Origin of the sequence: Clostridium boliviensis (assembly GCF_033342255.1) — a bacterium.
In the GTDB taxonomy this organism is placed as follows: domain Bacteria; phylum Bacillota; class Clostridia; order Lachnospirales; family Lachnospiraceae; genus Lacrimispora; species Lacrimispora boliviensis.
In genome coordinates this window covers 157,745-178,337 of sequence record NZ_JAWONS010000324.1, presented here as the reverse complement: position 1 = coordinate 178,337, position 20,593 = coordinate 157,745, and the positions used below count along the sequence as shown (strand labels likewise).

The window sequence follows — 20,593 nt, the reverse complement described above, 5'->3', positions numbered from 1 at the left end:
GAGAATGAATAACGATGAATATAAAACGAGCAAAAGAAGAGATTAAAAACAGCATAGAAGCTTATTTACTGAAAGATGATTATGGCACCTACGAGATTCCTGCAATGCGGCAGAGACCCATATTTTTAATGGGACCGCCCGGAGTGGGGAAAACACAGATTATGGAGCAGATTGCCAGGGAGTGCCAGATCGGATTAGTGGCTTATACCATTACCCATCATACCAGGCAGAGTGCGGTGGGTCTCCCATTTATAACGGATAAGGAATTTGGGGGCAGAACATATCGCGTAACGGAATATACCATGAGTGAAATTGTGGCTTCTGTTTATAATAAGATAGAGAGTACAGGCCTGTCAGAAGGAATTCTCTTTATTGATGAAATCAACTGCGTTTCGGAAACGCTGGCACCTACCATGCTTCAGTTCCTTCAATATAAGACCTTTGGAAACCACCGCATTCCGGAAGGCTGGATCATTGTAACTGCAGGAAATCCTCCGGAATATAACAAATCAGTCAGGGAATTCGATGTGGTGACCTTAGATAGAATCAAGCTCATTCATGTAGAGGCTGATTATGATGTATGGAAGGCCTATGCTTATGAGCATGAGGTTCATCCGGCAGTAATTTCTTATTTAAATACTAAAACGGACAATTTCTGCCGGATCGAAACGACGGTAGATGGGAAATTCTTTGCTACACCAAGAGGCTGGGAGGATTTATCCAGCTTTATCAAGATTTACGAACGTCTGGGGAAGAAACCGGACCGGGAGGTAGTGGAAGAATACATTCAGTTTCCCAGGATTGCCAAAGATTTTGCCAATTATCTGGAACTCTTCTATAAATACCGGGACGATTATCAGATTGATGAGATTCTTTCGGGTACAATCCGGGAAAGTCTGTGTAATAAATTAAGCCGTGCTCCCTTTGATGAGAAGCTGAATGTAATAGGCCTTCTCTTATCCAGGCTTGGACAGCATTTTAAAGCGGTTGCCAACCAGGGAGACCGGACCGGCCTTCTGATGGATGAATTAAAAAAGATTGACCCGCAAACAGATGTTGATCCATCAGCTACCATGGAGGAGCGCGTACACAATACACGAAGCCAGTGGAGTGAAGCCTTAAGGAAAAAGCAGGAGGCAGGGCTTTTGAACAGGCGGGAGGATTTTTTGTACCGGGATGTGGAGGCACTTCTGCTTAATATAGAAGAAAACATAAAGAAATCTGGTAAAGATGACAAGGAAGAAGACTGGAATCTGATCCGGAAGCTGTTTCAGGATGAAAATGACCGCTATGATGTACTTTTCACTGAAAGCGGTAAATCATTGGAGCATGCCTTTGATTTTCTGGAAGCTGCATTTGTGGCAGGGCAGGAGATGGTTCTGTTTATTACTGAATTAAATAACGGATATTATAGTATGAAATTTTTGAAAGAGTACGAATGCGAACGGTACTATCAATATAATAAAAATCTATTATTTCAAGACAAAGAAGATGAAATCAGATCAAGAATCAGGAGTTTGGGAAATTAATGTATAAAAACCAAAAAGCTACTCCATAATATAAGGGAAAAGGAGGTAATGCCATGGGAAACAAAGCATTAAATTATACAGCTCTTACAATTGCCATCATCGGTGCAGTAAACTGGGGGCTGGTAGGTTTCTTCAATTTCAACCTGGTGTCATTTATTTTCGGCAGCATGACGTGGCTGACAAGAATCGTGTATGCCGTGGTAGGGATCTGCGGATTATATCTGCTTACCTTTTATGGTCATCAAGAAACAAGTACGGAAAGATAGTGAATGATGGAAACGGGGGCGTTGCGGCATGGCGATAGTGAGCTATGAAGCAATGCCCTTCATCTATGCCGGTATGCAATAAAATAAGAGGCTTATGCAGAAACTGTATAAGTCTTTTTTGTTTTCCCTCACTTGTAAAGAAAAATTGCTTATGGTATACTCGGGGCAGGATCGCAGAAGATCTGAGCGAAATAATTTCAGGAGGAAACCATGTTTTTTATATGCGGAATGAGTCAGGGAAAAAAGATGCTGGATTATACGAAGACAGTGATCTGCGCCATGTGCGGAGGCTATGGCAGATATCAGGTATTTATGACCTATAGTTATTTCAGCGTATTTTTTATCCCCATTATAAAATGGAACAGACGTTATTATGTACAGATGTCCTGTTGTAATACTGTCTATGAGCTGAATCCTGAAAAGGGAAAGAAATTAAGCCGGAGAGAATCCGTTGAAATTGAGGAGCAGGATTTAACGCTTGTCCAATCCGGTAGAAGAAATCAGGAGTGGAACAAAAGGCAATGCTCCCACTGCGGATATGAAACAACAGAGGATTTTGATTACTGCCCCAAATGCGGACAAAAATTATAAACAGCCGGTCCCGGAATATTTCCGGACCGGCTGTATTTCTGCCTTAACACAAAATCAGATGATAATATCTTTTAATGCTCTTTTGGGGACATAATGGACCTGATTTTCGTCTCTGTAATAGTGGACGTCCCCATCTTCTTTTACTGGTACAATAACAACCTCTTCCTTTGGCTTTCCAAGAGCCAGAACAAGATCCACAGAATAAAGGGCGGGATCGATGCCAAGAGCCTGGGCCAGCTGGCCTCTCTGGACATTGCCCAGCATACAGCCGCCGTAGCCTTTTTCTACAGCTCCGAGCATAATGGTCTGTGCCACGATTCCGTCGTCAATGGGTTTATTTTTAGCCAGTGACAAATCACAGAGTATTACGATATAAGCAGAGGGACGTTCTCCTTCCTCCGGTCCGTCCCAGTCCGGAAGTGCTCCGGCCCAGCCCAGGGTATCAAATATCAGGGCATTTTCCTCGGGTGTACGGCTGATTTTGAATTTCAAAGCCTGAGAGTTGGCAGTTGATGCGGTGAGTCTGGCCAGATCAATGAGTTCCAGCAGATCGGCTTCAGATATAGGTGTATCCTGATAGAAGCGGCGGTATGTACGGCACTCGGTAACAAGATCTTTTAACATATTTGATTCCTCCTTATATTTTGGTTTTAAGTGTTTATTAATAAAGTATATCAGGTAAAGATATCATCTGCAATGGACAAAAAAGATAGAGATTTAGTAAAAAAACACAAAAATAAAACAAATTATCTGCTTAAAATGGTCATATTTTCGAATGGACAAATTTTAAACAAATAGAATATAAAAAACTCAAGAGCACAAATAGATAATTAATTGTTTGACATATCATCGCCATTTGTAAATTTAATTAAGAATTTACCAGTTTTTAATTAAGAAAAAAATCATAATGAATTCATTGACTTTGTTTTCTTAAGGTGTTAAACTGTGTCTCGTCTTGAGAAATTAATAAAAAAGACAGCGGCATACATATTTAATAAAAAACATAGGTAGCCGCAAGGAGGAGAATTATTATGAAATTAACAACAAAAAAACTTGTACTTACCGGCGTAGCAGTATTAACCATGGCAGCTATCTCTGCATGTGGAAGCACAAAGACTGCTGAAACAACTGCAGCAACAGAAGCAGAAGTTACAACAGAAGCAGCTGCAACAGAAGAAGTTACAACAGAAGAAGCTACAACAGAAGAAGTATCTGAAGAATCTTCTGAGTCTGTAGAAGAAACAAAGGAAGAAGTATCTGCAGAAGAGTCTTCTGAAGAAGCTTCCAGCGAAGAAGTAACTACTGAAGCTGAAGAGTCTACAAAGGCTGCTAACTAATTATATAGAAATTACAGCTGAAAAGGAATGAAATTTCCGCGGGCGGGGACAGATGTCTCCGCCTTTTTTGCGCGCATCTGCTATGCAGAACGGAATGGTATGTGATATAATTTTTCCAAATAGTCATTAAAGGAGACCGATTCTCATGAAAATCACATTTGTCCATCATAGTGCATTTCTGGCAGAACTGACTTCTGCTGTACTGCTGTTTGATTATACTCAGGGACCGATTCCCAAGCTTGATCCGGATAAGCCGCTTTTTATCTTCGCCAGCCACCGTCACGGAGATCATTTTTCAGAAAAAATTTTTGATTTACAAAAAGACTTAAAAGAAGTTCATTATGTTCTTTCCAATGATATATCCAAAAGGAAGGTCAATGAGGCATTAAAGGATTGTGTTACATTTGTAAAACCAGGAGAAAAACTCAGACTCTCATACAATCATGGTGCTGGTACGGAGCTTGAGATTACAACCTTCGCCTCTACGGATGAGGGAGTTGCTTTTCTGGTGAACGTGGATGGAAAAGTCCTCTACCATGCAGGGGATTTAAATAACTGGAGATGGGAAGGGGAACCAGAGGACTGGAATCGGAGTATGGCAAAGAAGTATTCCCAGGAAGTGGACAGGCTGACAGGGGTTAAGATTGATGCAGCGTTTCTTCCTCTGGATCCCAGACAGGAGGAGTCCTTTTATCTTGGATTTGATGAGTTTATGAGAAAAGCAGAAGTACAGTATGCATTTCCCATGCACTGCTGGGGGGATTTTTCCGTTATTGGACGGTTAAAGGAACTGGAGGTATCCGGTCCTTACCGGGAGAGGATAGTGATGATCGAAAGAGACGGGCAGCCTTTTATTCTGGGACAGGAGCTTCCAAACGATGAGTGAGCAGAATCAGAATCGTGAGGTATTGGATGCAGCCATGATGGCCGGGCATATTCTTCTGGAAAATGGCGCTGAGATCTTCCGGGTGGAAGAAACCATGGACCGGATCTGCCGTCATTATGGAATTGAATCCTGCAGCTCCTTTGTACTCAGCAATGGGATTTTTACAACTGCAGGAAACAAAAGAGAAGAGATATTTGCAAAGGTTCAGCATATTCCGGTGAGCGGAACACATTTAGACCGGGTGGCTGCTGTCAACCAGCTTTCCAGAGAAATTGTAACAGGATCCTTAACTCCGGCAGAGGTGATGGAAAAACTGGAACAGATTAAACAGATGCCGGGTAAATCAAAGAAGATGCAGATTCTGGCATCAGGAGTGGGGAGCGCCTGCTTTTGTTATTTGTTCGGAGGTAATTTGAAAGATGCGGCAGCAGCGTTTTGTTCCGGCGTTTTGCTTTACGGATATGTAGTCTTTCTCGCTGGTCCCTATCTGTCCAAGCTGGTGGCAAATATCGGCGGGGGGGCACTTGTTACGGCTCTGTGCACGCTTTTGTATATGCTTCGTGTGGGAGAACATTTAAACTACATGATTATCGGTTCCATTATGCCGCTGATTCCTGGAGTCGCATTTACCAATGCCATACGCGACATTGCAGACGGAGACTATATTGCTGGTTCTGTCCGTATGCTGGACGCACTGTTGGTGTTTTTCTGCATTGCCATGGGTGTAGGGCTGGTATTTGGCCTGCTTCACCGCTTTACAGGAGGTGTATTACTGTGACAGCAATACCTGAGATGGCAGTTGCAGCCCTGGGTACGGTTGCATTTGCCCTGTTATTTGGGGTACCTGCCTTATACTACCCATATTGCGGTTTCATTGGGGGAATCGGCTGGTTTGTATACAGTATGCTGGTAAAAGAATTATCGGAGCCGAATGCTGCTCTGTTTGCAACCATTGCCGTGATCCTGATTTCCAGAACATTTGCAGTCAGAAAGCACTGCCCGGTGACCATCTTTCTGGTATCCGGGATATTTCCCCTGGTTCCCGGGGCATTAGTCTACTGGACTGCTTACTATATTGTAACCGATAACACTGCGCTTGCAGCGCATACCGGGTTTCTTGCCCTGAAGGTTGCAGTTGCAATTGTGCTTGGTATTGTGTTAGTTTTTGAATTGCCTCAGGGATTCTTTCGCTTTGCAGCAAAAAAGGACAGACAGGCATCAGAAAAGAAAGGAAAAACGAAACGATGATATGGATTAAGAATGCTCATGTAATCAATCCTGCAACTCAGACGGAACAGGATATGGATATCTGCATAGAAAATGGAAAGATAGTTGATATGGGAACTGGTCTGAGTCCGGAAGGAGCAGCAGCATCAAAGGAAGATGTGGTGATTGATGCATCCGGTCTGATTGCAGCACCGGGACTTGTGGACGTACATGTTCATTTCCGCGATCCGGGTCTTACTTATAAAGAAGACATACAGACAGGTGCAAGAGCCGCTGCCAAAGGCGGTTTTACAACCGTTGTCTGTATGGCAAATACGAAGCCTCCGGTGGACAATACAGATACTCTGGAATATGTAAAAAAGGAAGGGGAAAAGACTGGGATTCATGTGCTTCATGCGGCAGCTGTGTCGAAAGGACTGAAGGGGCGTGAACTGACGGATATGAAGGATTTGGCATCCCATGGAGCAGCTGGTTTCACAGATGACGGGATTCCTTTGATGGATTCTGGTCTTGTGAAACAGGCCATGGAACTGGCGGCCAGTTTAAATCTTCCTTTAAGCTTTCATGAAGAGGATCCGGCATTAATTGAAAATAACGGAATTAATCATGGAAAAGTTTCAGAACGTCTCGGTATTTACGGATCTCCGGCAGAGGCTGAGGACAGCCTTGTGGCAAGAGACTGCATGCTTGCCCTGCATACCGGGGCTGCAGTGAATATTCAGCATATCAGTTCGGCTGCATCGGTTGGCATGGTCCGGTTTGCTAGAGATTCCGGGGCAGATGTTTATGCAGAGGTAACTCCCCATCATTTTACTCTGACAGAAGAAGCTGTACTTATCCACGGAAGTCTGGCGAAGATGAACCCACCGCTGCGGACAGAGGCAGACCGCTTAGCAGTGATAGAAGGTCTGAAAGACGGAAGTATTGATATCATCGCCACGGACCATGCGCCTCACAGTGCAGAAGAAAAAGACAGACCTCTCCTGGAGGCACCCAGCGGAATTATTGGTCTGGAAACAGCACTGGGGCTGGGAGTGACAGCGCTGGTCCGTCCGGGGCATTTAACCATGATGCAGTTATTGGAAAAGATGAGCATAAATCCGGCTAAATTATATAGACTGGACTGCGGCGTGCTGAAATCAGGCGGTATGGCGGATCTGGTGATTTTTGATCCGAACGAGGAATGGACGGCAGGCGAATACGTTTCCAAGTCTTCTAATACTCCATTTACAGGGAAGAAGCTTTTTGGAAAAGTAAAATACACAATCTGCAAGGGAAAGATTGTATATCAGGATGAAAAAGATTAATCAGACATACGCCAGAAAAGGATAAAAGATGGAAATCAGGTTGCAGGACCCAGTCGTTCCGGGGGATCTAAAAGCAGAAGGAACGCCAGAGGGTAATATGAGTGAGATAACAGAGTTGAATCCGAAAGGTATAATCACAGGAGAGATTCTGTTAAACCAGGCCATTGCCCAGACTCAGGCCACAAAGGAAGAGGCAAAAGCAGAGCAATCAGAAAAATCGGATAAACCAGAACAGTCAGGTTCGGACAGAGATACTGCTTCCGTACGTGATTCTTCTGATGTGTGGGATGAGGAAGAGTGGTATGAAGCTTTTCGAGAGATTACAGACTGGTGTCCTTCTGAAACGATTCCTGTTTCAGAGGAATTAAACCGGCTGGCAAAAATTTATCAGGAGCTTCTCTTAGCAGTTCTTACCCATGGGACCCAGGAAGGGGAAGAAGCAGACAGGCTGAATCAGGAATTGTCTTTGCTGCTGCAAAAATTATTGGTATCCCGCCTTGGGGATCTTGAACTTCTATTTAAGAATTATGGATCTGCTGAAAGCATCACTGCATTGCGGTCGGCGGTCTGCCGCAGCGTTATGGGAAAGAATTTAAACGGGGCAGAGCTGAGTCAGATGTTCGGAGTCAGAGATTTAACGGGGAAATCAGCAGAGGCTGTTAATGAAAGTGGAATCAGGACTCCGGTCCCGGATAACGAAAATGAGGCCAATACGGGAATCATTTACCAGCCGGCAGGTGCGGGTACGATTAAAAATAACCCAGGATACGCTAAGAACCTGATGAAAGAAACCTCATTGATGATTCTGGAGAGAGGCGTATCTTTAAAGGGGAAAGCGGGGAAGAACCACGGGGCCAGTTTAACTCTCTCTCCGCTGAAAACCGGAAGGATTTATGAAATAAAAGATCTGGAGACAGCTCAGCGTTATGCTTCGTATTTGAACAGAGAAGGGAATCTGTTTAAGCTTGCAGGTCTGACGGGAAAGAGCGAAGAACTCTGGGGATTTTTAGCAGCGCTTATGTCAATAAAAACTCAGATTTCTGTATCATCTCTGGGATTGGAAAAAGGTCTAGCCATGGATTTAAGAGAAGCAGGTGACCGATTGACTGATGAATGGATCCAGAAGATGGCAGCCGGGTCATCACAAAACTATTCAGGAGCGGCTGGAAGAAAACCAGTTTTTGATACAAAGGATGCATACAAGATCTTTTATTACATCATGAATTTATATCAGACAAAAGCGGATGTGAATGAGGCCGCCAATAAAGGCCTCCGTTTTGCCTATCAGCAATTTTTAAAGAAAAAAGAAATCACAGAAAATACAAGAGAGCCAGAGCCTTTTTTTACAAAAGGCAAAAGGAACCCTGTTGAGGATTTTAAGGAAGGCAGGAAATTAATTGAACGGGACTGGAATGAATTCTCAGAGTTCTTAAGCAACGGGAATTTCCAAGAGGTGCCCCAGGGAGTTTTGATACTGAGCCCATGGGGAATGCTTGCGGAGCCGGAGACTGATACAGAGCGCAGTGGAGGGGATTTTAGTCCGGTGTTTCTGGCCGGAGGGGCGGCCGCTTTCGTAATACTGATTCTCATCTTAGCATTTCTGAGGCTTTAGCAGATTATACATAAATTTCTTCTTTACAGAAACACTTTACTATGCTACCATGGTAACACATGAAAATTACGAGGAGGATTTATGTTATGAAAAAAAGCGTGATTATGGCAGCTGCATTATTAGGAGCAGCGGTTTTATTAAGTGGCTGTGGAGTGAAAAAGGAAGTGCCTGCAGCAGCAGAGACAAAGAAAGCAGAATCTTCATCTGCAGCAACTGAAAAAGCAGAGGAGACAACTGCTGCGGACACCGGCAAAGATACATTTACCGTTGGATTTGATCAGGATTTCCCGCCTATGGGATTTGTGGGAGATAATGGTGAGTATACAGGATTTGATTTAGACCTTGCCAAAGAGGTGGCAGACCGCCTGGGTAAAACGTTCAAACCCCAGCCAATTGCCTGGGATGCGAAGGACATGGAACTGGAGAGCGGAAACATTGACTGTATCTGGAATGGCTTTACCATTAATGGAAGAGAAGATGGTTACACCTGGACAAAGCCTTACATGGCTAACCGCCAGGTCTTTGTTGTGGCAAAGGATTCCGGAATCAAAACGCTTGCCGATCTTTCCGGTAAGGTAGTGGAGGTGCAGGCCGATTCATCTGCAGAGGCTGCATTAAAGGATGATGACACATTAACCAAGACCTTCCAGACACTTCAGACTACACCGGATTACAATACAGCTTTTATGGATCTGGAAATGGGAGCAGTAAACTGTGTGGCAATGGATGAAATCGTAGCAGCTTATCAGATCCAGCAGAGAAAGGCGGATTTTGTTATCCTTGATGAAGCACTTACAGCAGAGGAATACGGAGTGGGATTTAAAAAGGGAAATGATGCCTTAAGAGATCAGGTGCAGGAGCAGCTGGAAGCGATGGCAGCAGATGGTACATTAAAGACAATTTCTGAAAAATGGTTCGGTAAAGATGTAACAACAATAGGAAAATAATTGATACTGACGGAGGGCAATCATGGCTTTTACAAAGATACTTACACAACTGGCAGGAGGAATGTGGGTCAGCATCCAGATCTTTCTGGTGACACTTATCTTTTCTCTTCCTCTGGGACTCCTGGTCTCCTTTGGGAGGATGTCAAAAAACCGGGTTATAGAGGCCATTGTTAAATTCTATATTTCAGTCATGAGAGGAACCCCTCTGATGCTGCAGCTGATGGTGGTGTATTTCGGTCCTTATTACCTTTTTGGAATAAAGGTTGGGAACGGTTACCGTCTTTGGGCTGCTTTTATCGGATTTGTTATTAACTATGCAGCTTACTTTGCAGAAATATACAGAAGCGGCATACAGTCCATGCCTGCGGGACAGTATGAGGCGGCAAAGCTTCTGGGATATTCAAAGAACCAGACATTTTTCAGAATCATTTTTCCTCAGGTAGTAAAACGGATTCTTCCTTCAATTACCAACGAGGTAATTACACTGGTAAAGGATACCTCCCTTGCGTTTACCATCAGTGTACTGGAGATGTTTGCTGTAGCAAAGGCGCTGGCCTCCTCCCAGACAAGCCTGATTCCTTTTGTGGCAGCAGGTCTTTTCTACTATGTATTCAACCTGGTTGTAGCCATGCTGATGGAGTACATAGAAAAACGGATGAATTATTACCAATAGGAGGAAGCGAGATGTACGTACTGGAAATGAACCATGTGGAAAAATCATTTAACCAGCAGAGAGTCCTTCGGGATATCTCTCTGGCTGTGAAAGAGGGAGAGATTCTTTCTGTCATCGGGCCTTCTGGTTCCGGAAAGTCTACTCTGCTTCGGTGCGCCACCATGCTGGAACAGATGGATGGAGGAGAACTGTTTTATCTGGGGGAGAAGGCTGCGTGGAATGGAAGCGGTGGGACTTCTGTCTATGCAAAGAAAGAAAAACTGAGAGAGATACAGAAAAATTATGGTCTGGTTTTTCAGAATTTTAATCTGTTTCCTCATATGACAGTTCTGGATAATATTATTGATGCACCAATTCATGTTCAGAAGCGGAGTAAAGAAGAGGCAGTCAGTGAGGCAAAAGGACTCCTTCAGAAGATGGGGCTTGCGGATAAGGCAGATGCATATCCCTGCCAGCTGTCAGGCGGGCAGTGCCAGAGAGTTGCAATTGCCAGAGCTCTTGCCTTAAATCCTAAAATACTCTTTTTTGATGAGCCGACTTCCGCACTGGACCCGGAGCTGACCGGTGAAGTGCTTAAGGTTATTAAATCCCTTGCAGATCTGCATATTGCCATGGTAATTGTCACCCATGAGATGGCATTTGCCAGGGATATCTCTGACCGGGTGATTTTTATGGCAGAGGGTGTGATTGTTGAGGAGGGGACTCCGGATGAGGTGTTTGCGTCAAACAATTTAAGAACACAGAGCTTTCTTGGAAGGTATGGGGATATTCTATAATATTAAGAAAAAAGAAAAAAACTATTCACATTCGGATGGTATACTATATGCGATATAATAGGAAATGGCAAACAGAGAAAAGAGGATGCTTTATGAAAAAAACTTTGTTTATTGCATTAGCTGTGTGCGCAGCTGCTTTATTTACCGCATGCGGTAAATCACCAGAGCAGACCCAGAGCGCAGCCGGTACCGTTACAGAAACAGAGACTTCAACCGTGAATGATACCTCTCCGGCGGCAAGTGCGCAGGCGCCCGGAAGTACAGCAGAGTTTAAGATATTGACCGCTAAGGTCACGGAAGTAGCTGATAATATGGAATCCATGACTGTCATGAACGGTGATGAAAAAGCTACCTTCCATTTGAATGATGTTATGGTTGAAACCTCTTATTCACTGGAACAGGATGTGAAAGTTTCCATCATCTATAAAGGAGAGATTTCAGGCTCTGATACGGCCAATGCTAAAGTCGTTCTTGTTCTGGATGCTCAGGATAAGATGGAAGTACAGGATGTGACCGGAAGTGTAAGGGATCAGGCTATGAGTACTTTTACCATTAATTCAGATTCAGGAAAAGAGATGGGTTTTATTAAAGATAACTGCGAAGGGCTGGAGTCGGGCGTGTTAGGAAAAGCCAGTGATGACAGCAATGGAAGCGGTGCTTTGGTAAAAGTTACCTATGTAACGGTTACCTATGATGCAGGAAGTGAATCCAACTTCCCTTTAAAGGTGGAAGCAGCGAAGTAAACAATGCATAAATCCCGGATAGGCAGGGCTTTTTTGATAAAAGGCTTGCAAATTCGGGATTTTCATGTAAAATAAGAGAGATGACAGATCAGGGGCCAAAAGCCCCCTATTTTGATGATTTCGGCGTAGCATATGATATGGATTAAAACCAGATTTCAGAAAGGGAATTAAGATGATTAGTGCACATAGCGTAACATTAAGACTTGGGAAAAAAGCATTGTTTGAAGATGTAAATATTAAGTTTACGGAAGGTAACTGTTATGGCTTAATCGGTGCCAACGGTGCCGGTAAATCCACGTTCTTAAAAATTCTTTCCGGCGAACTGGAGCCAACCGGCGGTGATATTGTGATCACACCGGGTCAGAGACTTTCTTTCTTAAAACAGGACCATTTCAAATATGATGAGTATCAGGTTCTTGATACGGTTATCATGGGAAATGTGAGATTATATGAGATTATGAAGGAAAAGGATGCCATCTACATGAAGGAAGACTTCACAGATGAGGATGGTATTAAGGCTGCAGATCTGGAGGGAGAATTCGCTACCATGAACGGTTGGGAAGCGGAGTCCGATGCTGCAAACCTTTTAAACGGCCTTGGAATTGAGACCGACTTACACTATAAACTGATAAAGGATTTAACCGGTGCCCAGAAGGTGAAAGTGCTTCTTGCACAGGCTCTTTTTGGTAATCCAGACATCCTTTTGTTAGACGAGCCGACCAACCATTTGGATTTAGATGCTATTGCATGGTTGGAAGAGTTCTTAATTAATTTTGAAAATACGGTAATCGTGGTTTCCCATGACCGTTACTTTTTAAATAAGGTCTGCACCCATATAGCAGACATCGACTACAGCAAGATCCAGCTTTATGCCGGTAACTATGATTTCTGGTATGAATCAAGCCAGCTTATGGTAAAACAGATGAAGGAAGCCAACAGGAAGAAGGAAGAAAAGATTAAGGAGCTGCAGGACTTTATTCAGCGTTTCTCAGCCAATGCTTCCAAATCCAAGCAGGCAACTTCCAGAAAACGTGCCTTAGAAAAGATTGAGCTGGATGACATCAAACCTTCCAGCCGGAAATATCCCTATATCGATTTCCGTCCGGCCCGTGAGATTGGCAATGAGGTTCTTACTGTTAATGATCTATCCAAGACCATTGATGGGGTAAAGGTACTTGATCATATTTCCTTTACTTTAACCAGAGAGGATAAGGTGGCTTTTGTAGGACCCAACGAGCTTGCGAAAACCGTCTTGTTTAAGATTCTTTCCGGTGAGATGGAAGCGGATGAAGGTGATTATAAATGGGGGCTTACCACAACTCAGTGCTACTTCCCCAAGGATAACACCGCAGAATTTGATAACGATGATACCATCGTGGACTGGCTGACCCAGTACTCTCCTGAAAAGGAAGCTACTTATGTCCGTGGTTTCCTGGGACGTATGCTTTTTGCAGGAGAAGACGGAGTGAAGAAAGTAAAAGTATTATCCGGTGGAGAGAAGGTGCGCTGCATGCTTTCAAAACTGATGATTTCCGGCGCGAATGTTCTTCTTTTAGATGAACCGACGGACCACCTTGACATGGAATCCATTACAGCATTGAATAACGGACTGGTGAAGTTCCAGGGAGCGCTTCTTTTCTCCTCCCGTGACCATCAGATCGTACAGACAACTGCCAACCGTATTATGGAGATTGTAGGAGGTCAGCTGATCGATAAGATTACTACCTATGATGAGTATCTGGAGAGTGATGAGATGGCTCGTAAGAGACAGGTATTTACTCTGACAGAAGAAGAGATGAGTGAAAACCAGTAAAGTGACAGGCCGATGCGCTGCGGATAAGTATTTACCCGCAGCGCATCGGCCTTTTAATAATAATATTATTTTAATCCGTTATACAAGGTGTTAAGAAGCTCGTTATTGGAATCCTGGCTCAGTTCCCATATCATGGCGCCGCCTAAATTCCTGGATTTAATATAGTCTGCTTTATAGGCAATGGACTCCGGGTCTTCATAACTGATGAAGATTGTACCGTTAAATAACCACGGAACCTTTGATTGAGAGTGAAAGTATCTGGTATAACCAGTTTTGTTTAAATAGTTGGTCTTAATATCCTTGTAGCTGATGGAGTTGGCTCCGCCGTATGTCTGGTATAAACCGTTATTTGAGTTGTTGACGGAAGAATACAGGTATCCGTAAAAAGGAACTCCCATAACCAGCTTATCTGCAGGAAAGGCTGCATTTAACCAGGTGCTGACTGCAGAATCTACACTTGTTTTATATTGAGGGGAGTAATCATTATTATTATAAAGTGGTGCCAGTAAATCCGTATAAGGATCCCAGGTTCCGTGTAAATCATAAGTCATAATATTCGCATAATCCAGATACTGTGCCAGTGCGGACAGCTCCACATTTTTCACATAGGAAGCATCGGCTCCTCCGGCAATGGTGAGCAGATAGTGCTTCTGATCAATTGCTCCTCTGGCATCCAGCTTTTCACGGATTTTCTGAAGCAGCAGGGTGAAATTCTGTTTATCCTCTGGTCGTCTGCTGTTGGTAACAAGACCTCCGCTTACTGGATATTCCCAATCCAGATCCACACCGTCAAACCCATATTTGACTATAAAATCTACACAGCTGTCTGCAAAGGCACTTCTGGAAGCGTCGGTCAGCGCTGCATCTGAGAATCTTCCGGACCAGTTCCAGCCACCAACGGAAATCAGCGTTTTTAAATTGGGATTTTTAAGCTTCAATTCATTTAGAAGTCTGATATTATTAGGATCTATATCCGGATATCCCAGCGTAAGCTTTAAATCCGGTCCGATGTTGGCAAAGGCGTAATTAATATGGGTCAGCTTACTGGCATCGATCTGGTCAGGACAGTATCCCTTGTATGCTTCCCAGGCAGCATAATATCCTACCATTTTACCAGAGGGTGTCTCAGTGTTTACCGGAGGTAAATCTGGCTGCTGTGCAGTGGTTACAGTAACCGTATTACTTGGGGAAGACACATTTCTTTTATCTTTTGCCTTCACATAAAACTGGTAGGTCGTTGCCGGCGTTAAACCATTTACGGCATATGTAACAGAGGAAGTGGAACCCAGATATGTATTATTTTTATAAATCTGGTATTCCCTCACCCGGGTACTTCCTGCCGGAGCCTCCCAGGTCAGTGTAACTGAAGTGTCGGTAATATTACCCGCATTTAAATTTTGTGGTGGTGGGGAAGCGCTTCTGTCAGGCTTTGCTGCAAATGATTTTTCATTGCAGAAGCTGCTGATTAGAAAAAGTAAAAATACAGATATTGCCCACATGGTTGCCTTTCTCGTACTTCTTTTCATCGTGTTCTCCTTCACAATTTATTATAGAATAAAGTATAACATGATGGATTTTCCTTGAATAGCGCGCAAAAACTGGTATATTTACATAAAATTGGAAATTAGTTTGGACTGCCATTAAAAACTGATCTTGCAGAGAAATTTTTAATCGATTATAATCAGCCTTAAAAGGAGGTGAGAAACATTCATACAATTGATTCCTATGCATATGAATCCCGCTTAAAAGGGCTGAATCCTGGTTTAAAAGCGGCGGTGGCAATTGCAGCATTATTGATTTGTATCGGAACCGGAGATTATCTGGTCTCTGTCACGGTATTTTTGACCATGGGTGGGGTGACAGTTATTTGGGGAGGGTTGTCCATCTGGAAATATCTGGGACTTTTAAAGATACCCGCAGCCTTTCTGATTCTTGGAACAGCCGCCATTGTGGTGGGGATATCTCCCGCTCCCGCAGGACGTTTCTATGTATCGCTCCCTGGCTTTTATCTTTATCTGTCGGATAACGGAGCTATGCTGTCTGCACGTTTGATTATAAAGGCAATGGCCTGCGTAAGTGCCATGTATATGCTTGTTCTATCCACACCGGCAAGTGAGGTAATCAATTTACTGGGGAAGCTTCCTCTTCCCAGACTGATATTGGAACTAATGAATCTTATATACCGGTTTATCTTTGTAATGATGGATGTCCAGAGCCGCATGAAGCAGGCTGCGCAGTCCAGGCTGGGCTACCGCGACTTCTTTACCTCGTGCCGTTCTTTTGGGGGGATTGGAGCTAATCTCTTTCTGGTTTCGTTAAAAAAAGCGGGGACATATTACGATGCCATGACTGCCAGGTGTTATCAGGGAGAGCTTTTGTTTATGGAAGAGGAAAAGCCGGTAAAAAGAAAAGAAGCGGCAGCGGCAGCCGGTTATATCGCAGTTCTCCTGCTAATACTGCTGATATAAATGAGGAGGAATAAAGGATGGAGGAAATACTTTTACAGGCAGAGCATCTTTCGTACTCCTATGGAGACGGAAATAAAGCGCTTTATGATGTATCTCTGTCGGTGAGAAAAGGAGAAAAGATTGCGGTTCTCGGCTCTAATGGAGCGGGAAAATCCACCTGCTTTTTCAATCTTAACGGGGTTTTAATACCGGATTCTGGTACGATCTGGTATCAGGGGAAGAAGATAGAAAAAAAAGAATTAAGTGAGCTTCGACGGAAAGTTGGAGTCGTATTTCAGGATGCGGATAATCAGATCATTGCTTCCACAGTATCTGCGGAGGTATCCTTTGGTCCCATGAATTTAAAGCTTCCCAGAGAACAGGTGAAAACCAGGGTGGATATGGCTTTAGAGTCCATGAATCTAATGATGCTGAGAGACCGGCCGCCCCACTATTTAAGCGGAGGGGAGAAAAAGCGGGTCAGCATAGCAGATATTCTTGCCATGGAGCCGGAGGTAATCCTGTTTGATGAACCCACTGCGTCCTTAGATCCGGTAAATGTGGATATGTTAACGAAAGTTCTGGGAAAAATGTCGGATATGGGGAAAACGCTGCTGATTTCCACCCATGATGTGGATTTTGCCTATCAGTGGGCAGACCGCGCTGTGGTATTTGCAGGAGGAACCATTATTGCTGATGGTCCGGTAACGGATATCCTCGCCTGCGGTCCGGTTCTGAAACAGGGGAATTTGAGAAAACCGGTTTTAATGGAGGTTTATGACAGTCTGGTGAAAAGACGGATCATACTTAAAAACAGTCCTCATTTTAAGAATACACAAGAGTTAGACCACCTGCTTAAGGCGTGGTGTGAGGACTAAACAGCATTGTGTTATTGACAGAAACTGGTAATACAGTTACAATACAAGCGTATTATCAAAAAGGTGCCTGTGAAATTCTCCGCAGGATAATAGGGAAAAGGGTGAAAGTCCCTTACGGTCCCGCCGCTGTATATGCAGAGCAGGGCTCCATAAGTCACTGGGAAACCGGGAAGAGGGAGCTGCTGTGATTGATGCATGAGTCAGAAGACCTGCCTTTTTGTCGGGAGTATCCGGTTACGAGCGATGACCGGTGCCGGGAAGTCTTTTTGTTGTATAAAGATTTACCCATAGGGCACCTGTCTGATGAGTGGGAATCATCGGATATGAGGTGCTTATTTTATTGGAAGGAGAATGAAAATGAGTAAGAAAGAAAAAAGTATCATGAAACTTGCAGTTGCATTTGCGCTTACATTTGGAATGGTGTCCAGTGCCTATGCCATGCATATTATGGAGGGCTATCTGCCAGCGGGGTATTGTATTGCCTGGGGAGCGCTCAGTATTCCGTTTCTCACAGCCGGTTTCTTTTCCATTCAGAAGAAACTTCGGGATAACCGGAGATCCATTACCGTGCTTGCCATGTCGGGGGCCTTTGTATTTGTGCTTTCCTCATTAAAGATTCCTTCCGTTACCGGAAGCTGTTCTCACATGACAGGAACCGGTCTGGGAGCGATTCTGTTTGGACCATCGGCAGTCAGCATTCTGGGTATTATTGTATTGATATTCCAGGCAGTGCTGCTGGCACACGGCGGCCTTACCACACTGGGAGCCAATACTTTTTCCATGGCAATTGCAGGTCCTTTTGTGTCTTTTGGAATATACAGATTATGTAAAGCATTAAAAGTGAATAAGATGGCGGCTGTTTTTCTTGCTGCCACACTGGGAGATTTATTTACATATTGTGTTACCAGCTTTCAGCTTGCCCTTGCATATCCTTCTGAAATCGGAGGTGTGGGCGTTTCTGCTATAAAATTCCTGGGTGTATTTGCACCTACCCAGCTGCCACTTGCAGTGATTGAGGGAATTCTGACTACGGTCATCGTAATGACACTTGAAACCTATGCTTTGCCGGAGCTGAAAGCCATTGGTTTTGCAAAGGAGGTAAAATAATATGAGCAGAAGTAAGAAACAGACCATTGCAGTGCTGCTGGTATTTGTAGTACTGATCGCAGTCATTCCACTGTTTGCAGTAAAAGGAGCGGAGTTTGGAGGTTCTGATGATGCAGGAAGCCAGATGATTACGGAGATCCGCGGTACAGAATATGAACCCTGGTTTACTCCGGTCATGGAAACAGCGATAGGCGGAGAGATTCCCGGAGAGATCGAAAGCCTGCTGTTCTGCCTTCAGACAGGAATCGGAGTGGGAGTGATCGCGTTTTTCATGGGAAGACTGGTAGAACGGAAAAAATGGCAGGATAAACAGTCATAATAGGTTGAATGAAGAGGTAAATTGTACCCTGATAGTTAGACACAGAAAAAGAGGCTGTGCTTAACTATCAGGGTATTTAAAACTTGAAGTTCAGAACCAGACATTTGTCATAAACTGTTCTCATTAACAGCCATTGTTGCAAGAGATGAAAAATCCTTAATTCTGTATGTTTTTTTGTCCATATGCTGCAAAATATCGGCCTCACATAAAACCGCAAACACATGAAGCAGGTGACGGTAGCTGACACCGAGGTATTCCGCAACCTCCGTGTGTTTCCTATTATAGATATCTCCATCTGCAGATAATAGTATAAAATTAGCCAAACGGTTCACCAGAGGATAATTCTGGTTGGTCGCATAATTAGAGGTATTGCGCAATGCCTTTCGGCATAAAAACAGGCATAGGTAATTTAAAAATTTAGTATCATTTTTTAAAAGATGGCTGATTTCCCTTACAGGTAACAGGATACATACACATTTATCCAAAGCAATGACTCCATTAGTAAATTTCTGCGCACCCATAAATTCCATTTCCCCAAATAAAGTAGGAGATTTAAAAAAATCAATGATGGTAACTTTTCCGTTTTCATGAGTCAGGAAAAGTTTAGCATTTCCTTTTATTAGAAATACCAGATCAGATAAATCATCACCTTCTCTGCATATTAACTCATTTTTTCGAAATTCTTTCCATTTGGCATATGGAGTAATATCAAAGGAAAAGAGATTAGTGATATAGGAGGGAATCATTTCGTTCGCCTTTTTTATTTTCATAGACAAGTCTCTTTCAAACACAATTTTTATAATTTATCTTACTATAAAACTTCTCTAAATTCCAGGTTTATGTGAGAAAACTCATATTTTTCACAAAAAGCAAATGATATAATTACTGCGTATGAAAAGCAGTTTGTAAAAGCGGCAAGAAACTTGAAAACACAAATTTTTTTCCAGGGGGGGTCTCATGATAAAATTTGCACTACCATACAATGGCGATATGGATTTCATTGATCAATCGCTTTTAAAGTACGGGAATTATGTTGAAAGCTATTTTGGTAATTTAGGGATTGATGATTTTGGCGGGGGACGCGCCCAGACTCAAAATATTGTGAAACAGGAAAATGAATTAAAAGTAATCCTGGACAAGCTAAACGCTGTCGGCATTGATTTTAATTATGTCATCAACAATAATGGACTGATGAACGAGGAGTTTACGGAAAAATACCAGGAAAGGTATCTGAAATTCATCAACAAATTAGTTGATTTGGGAATACGAAAGGTCACATTGAGCAATCCATATCTAATCAAATATACAAAACAAAAACTGCCGGATTTAAAAATATCAGCTTCGGTTAACTTAAAAACTCGTTCATGGGAAGAACTTGAATATTTGATCCAATTAGGCATTGATGAAGCAACGCTGCATTATGATTTAATAAAGAATTTTGGAGAGCTGATCAGAATTCGTTCGAAAACTGATATATTGTTGAAGCTTATTCCAAATGACTTGTACATATCGAACTGTCCCTGGCAAAAAGGTCATACGCGCATGCAGGGTTCCCACAGCAAGCACAAGGAAACAAAAACGCCATACTTCAGCTATTACAGAAATAAATGTGTTAATATCCGGAATTTAAGACCAGAGGAGATATATAGTGGAAAATGGATTTCTCCAGCTGATATTCCTAAATACATGGAAATTGGCTATGAAAACTTCAAATTGCTGGATCGCCTGGCCACGACAGAGTGGATTATGAAATCCATTGAAATATATCTTGAGCAAAGCCGGACCTCCCATCTGGAGGAAATATTAGGTACTTATGGCTCCAAATCAAACATTCATGCCACTGTATCTGATGGCCCTTTGGAGCAGACTCTTTATCCAAGAGACCAGCTGGAGCTTATACCTGAAATATCTCATGTGGACAATAAAATCTGGTATTCTGCGGATCATACGGACAATTGCATGCATTGCGCTTTATGCCGCCATGCCGCTTTAGAGGGTCTGAATTATCCTGAGGATAAGAGAGAAAAGTATATCGAAAATAACAGGAGGTGGCAGAGCAGAATTACAAAACTATCTTATATCAATGATTTAAATATCGGCGAGATACAGCGTATAGAATACAAGTAGGGGGGGCA

Annotated in this window: 22 protein-coding genes and 1 riboswitch; of the genes, 19 read left to right on the top strand and 3 right to left on the bottom strand. The window is 43.1% G+C overall.

From position 1 onward, the window contains the following. The first annotated feature begins 14 nt into the window (after positions 1 to 14). The 3 genes from RZO55_RS22835 to RZO55_RS22825 all read left to right on the top strand — a co-directional run bounded on the left by RZO55_RS22835 (position 15) and on the right by RZO55_RS22825 (position 2,386). Positions 15 to 1,529 carry an ATP-binding protein gene (locus RZO55_RS22835; protein ID WP_318066548.1) on the top strand — a complete coding sequence of 505 codons (1,515 nt, stop codon included), beginning with the start codon at positions 15 to 17 and terminating at the stop codon, positions 1,527 to 1,529. Positions 1,530 to 1,582: 53 nt separating this feature from the next. Beyond that, positions 1,583 to 1,795: a DUF378 domain-containing protein gene (locus RZO55_RS22830; RefSeq protein ID WP_170821385.1), complete on the top strand. Its 213-nt coding sequence runs from the start codon at positions 1,583 to 1,585 to the stop codon at positions 1,793 to 1,795. A gap of 210 nt (positions 1,796 to 2,005) precedes the next feature. Further along, positions 2,006 to 2,386 carry a zinc ribbon domain-containing protein gene (locus tag RZO55_RS22825; protein WP_318066547.1) on the top strand — a complete coding sequence of 127 codons (381 nt, stop codon included), beginning with the start codon at positions 2,006 to 2,008 and terminating at the stop codon, positions 2,384 to 2,386. Between the two features lie 54 nt (positions 2,387 to 2,440). On the opposite strand, the gene RZO55_RS22820 is transcribed toward RZO55_RS22825, so the two are convergent. Next, positions 2,441 to 3,010 carry a nitroreductase family protein gene (locus tag RZO55_RS22820; RefSeq protein ID WP_318066546.1) on the bottom strand — a complete coding sequence of 190 codons (570 nt, stop codon included), beginning with the start codon at positions 3,008 to 3,010 and terminating at the stop codon, positions 2,441 to 2,443. 407 nt (positions 3,011 to 3,417) lie between these two features. On the opposite strand from RZO55_RS22820, the gene RZO55_RS22815 reads away from it, so the two are divergent. From RZO55_RS22815 to RZO55_RS22765, 11 genes are all read left to right on the top strand, one after another. Continuing rightward, positions 3,418 to 3,723 (top strand): hypothetical protein, encoded by a 306-nt coding sequence (locus tag RZO55_RS22815; protein WP_318066545.1) that lies wholly within the window; start codon positions 3,418 to 3,420, stop codon positions 3,721 to 3,723. A gap of 145 nt (positions 3,724 to 3,868) precedes the next feature. Next, positions 3,869 to 4,609, top strand: coding sequence for an MBL fold metallo-hydrolase (locus RZO55_RS22810; RefSeq protein WP_318066544.1), 741 nt, complete (start codon positions 3,869 to 3,871; stop codon positions 4,607 to 4,609). Beyond that, on the top strand, positions 4,602 to 5,387 hold the full coding sequence (locus RZO55_RS22805; protein ID WP_318066543.1) for a threonine/serine exporter family protein: 786 nt from the start codon (positions 4,602 to 4,604) through the stop codon (positions 5,385 to 5,387). The genes RZO55_RS22810 and RZO55_RS22805 overlap by 8 nt, the downstream gene beginning before the upstream one ends. Further along, on the top strand, positions 5,384 to 5,857 hold the full coding sequence (locus tag RZO55_RS22800; RefSeq protein WP_318066542.1) for a threonine/serine exporter family protein: 474 nt from the start codon (positions 5,384 to 5,386) through the stop codon (positions 5,855 to 5,857). The genes RZO55_RS22805 and RZO55_RS22800 overlap by 4 nt, the downstream gene beginning before the upstream one ends. Continuing rightward, positions 5,854 to 7,143, top strand: a complete 1,290-nt coding sequence (locus RZO55_RS22795) for a dihydroorotase (RefSeq protein ID WP_318066540.1) — start codon at positions 5,854 to 5,856, stop codon at positions 7,141 to 7,143. Before RZO55_RS22800 ends, RZO55_RS22795 begins: the two co-directional genes overlap by 4 nt. A gap of 28 nt (positions 7,144 to 7,171) precedes the next feature. Next, positions 7,172 to 8,755 (top strand): hypothetical protein, encoded by a 1,584-nt coding sequence (locus RZO55_RS22790; protein ID WP_318066539.1) that lies wholly within the window; start codon positions 7,172 to 7,174, stop codon positions 8,753 to 8,755. A gap of 86 nt (positions 8,756 to 8,841) precedes the next feature. Beyond that, complete coding sequence (locus tag RZO55_RS22785) at positions 8,842 to 9,702, top strand: amino acid ABC transporter substrate-binding protein (RefSeq protein ID WP_318066538.1); 861 nt, start codon at positions 8,842 to 8,844, stop codon at positions 9,700 to 9,702. Between the two features lie 22 nt (positions 9,703 to 9,724). Then, a complete protein-coding gene (locus RZO55_RS22780) occupies positions 9,725 to 10,375 on the top strand; it encodes an amino acid ABC transporter permease (protein WP_318066537.1) in 651 nt (216 codons plus the stop codon). A gap of 11 nt (positions 10,376 to 10,386) precedes the next feature. After that, entirely contained in the window at positions 10,387 to 11,151 is a 765-nt protein-coding gene (locus RZO55_RS22775; RefSeq protein ID WP_318066536.1) for an amino acid ABC transporter ATP-binding protein, read from the top strand. Between the two features lie 92 nt (positions 11,152 to 11,243). Beyond that, positions 11,244 to 11,894 carry a hypothetical protein gene (locus tag RZO55_RS22770; RefSeq protein WP_318066535.1) on the top strand — a complete coding sequence of 217 codons (651 nt, stop codon included), beginning with the start codon at positions 11,244 to 11,246 and terminating at the stop codon, positions 11,892 to 11,894. Positions 11,895 to 12,066: 172 nt separating this feature from the next. Next, positions 12,067 to 13,707 carry an ABC-F family ATP-binding cassette domain-containing protein gene (locus RZO55_RS22765; RefSeq protein WP_318066534.1) on the top strand — a complete coding sequence of 547 codons (1,641 nt, stop codon included), beginning with the start codon at positions 12,067 to 12,069 and terminating at the stop codon, positions 13,705 to 13,707. Between the two features lie 65 nt (positions 13,708 to 13,772). Here RZO55_RS22765 and RZO55_RS22760 read toward each other — a convergent pair whose 3' ends face one another. Beyond that, entirely contained in the window at positions 13,773 to 15,233 is a 1,461-nt protein-coding gene (locus RZO55_RS22760) for a glycosyl hydrolase family 18 protein (protein WP_318066533.1), read from the bottom strand. A 171-nt stretch (positions 15,234 to 15,404) separates the two neighbouring features. Here RZO55_RS22760 and cbiQ point away from each other — a divergent pair, with 171 nt between their 5' ends. The 4 genes from cbiQ to RZO55_RS22740 all read left to right on the top strand — a co-directional run bounded on the left by cbiQ (position 15,405) and on the right by RZO55_RS22740 (position 18,458). Beyond that, positions 15,405 to 16,175 carry a cobalt ECF transporter T component CbiQ gene (gene cbiQ / locus RZO55_RS22755; protein ID WP_318066532.1) on the top strand — a complete coding sequence of 257 codons (771 nt, stop codon included), beginning with the start codon at positions 15,405 to 15,407 and terminating at the stop codon, positions 16,173 to 16,175. 17 nt (positions 16,176 to 16,192) lie between these two features. Further along, positions 16,193 to 17,032: an energy-coupling factor ABC transporter ATP-binding protein gene (locus tag RZO55_RS22750; RefSeq protein ID WP_318066531.1), complete on the top strand. Its 840-nt coding sequence runs from the start codon at positions 16,193 to 16,195 to the stop codon at positions 17,030 to 17,032. A 44-nt stretch (positions 17,033 to 17,076) separates the two neighbouring features. Further along, a riboswitch (cobalamin riboswitch) is annotated at positions 17,077 to 17,263 on the top strand. A gap of 126 nt (positions 17,264 to 17,389) precedes the next feature. Continuing rightward, a complete protein-coding gene (locus RZO55_RS22745) occupies positions 17,390 to 18,139 on the top strand; it encodes an energy-coupling factor ABC transporter permease (protein WP_318066530.1) in 750 nt (249 codons plus the stop codon). A gap of 1 nt (position 18,140) precedes the next feature. Continuing rightward, on the top strand, positions 18,141 to 18,458 hold the full coding sequence (locus RZO55_RS22740; RefSeq protein WP_318066529.1) for an energy-coupling factor ABC transporter substrate-binding protein: 318 nt from the start codon (positions 18,141 to 18,143) through the stop codon (positions 18,456 to 18,458). Positions 18,459 to 18,565: 107 nt separating this feature from the next. On the opposite strand, the gene yeiL is transcribed toward RZO55_RS22740, so the two are convergent. After that, on the bottom strand, positions 18,566 to 19,228 hold the full coding sequence (yeiL, locus tag RZO55_RS22735) for a transcriptional regulator YeiL (protein ID WP_318066528.1): 663 nt from the start codon (positions 19,226 to 19,228) through the stop codon (positions 18,566 to 18,568). A gap of 187 nt (positions 19,229 to 19,415) precedes the next feature. Here yeiL and RZO55_RS22730 point away from each other — a divergent pair, with 187 nt between their 5' ends. Continuing rightward, complete coding sequence (locus RZO55_RS22730) at positions 19,416 to 20,585, top strand: U32 family peptidase (protein WP_318066527.1); 1,170 nt, start codon at positions 19,416 to 19,418, stop codon at positions 20,583 to 20,585. Positions 20,586 to 20,593: the final 8 nt, after the last annotated feature.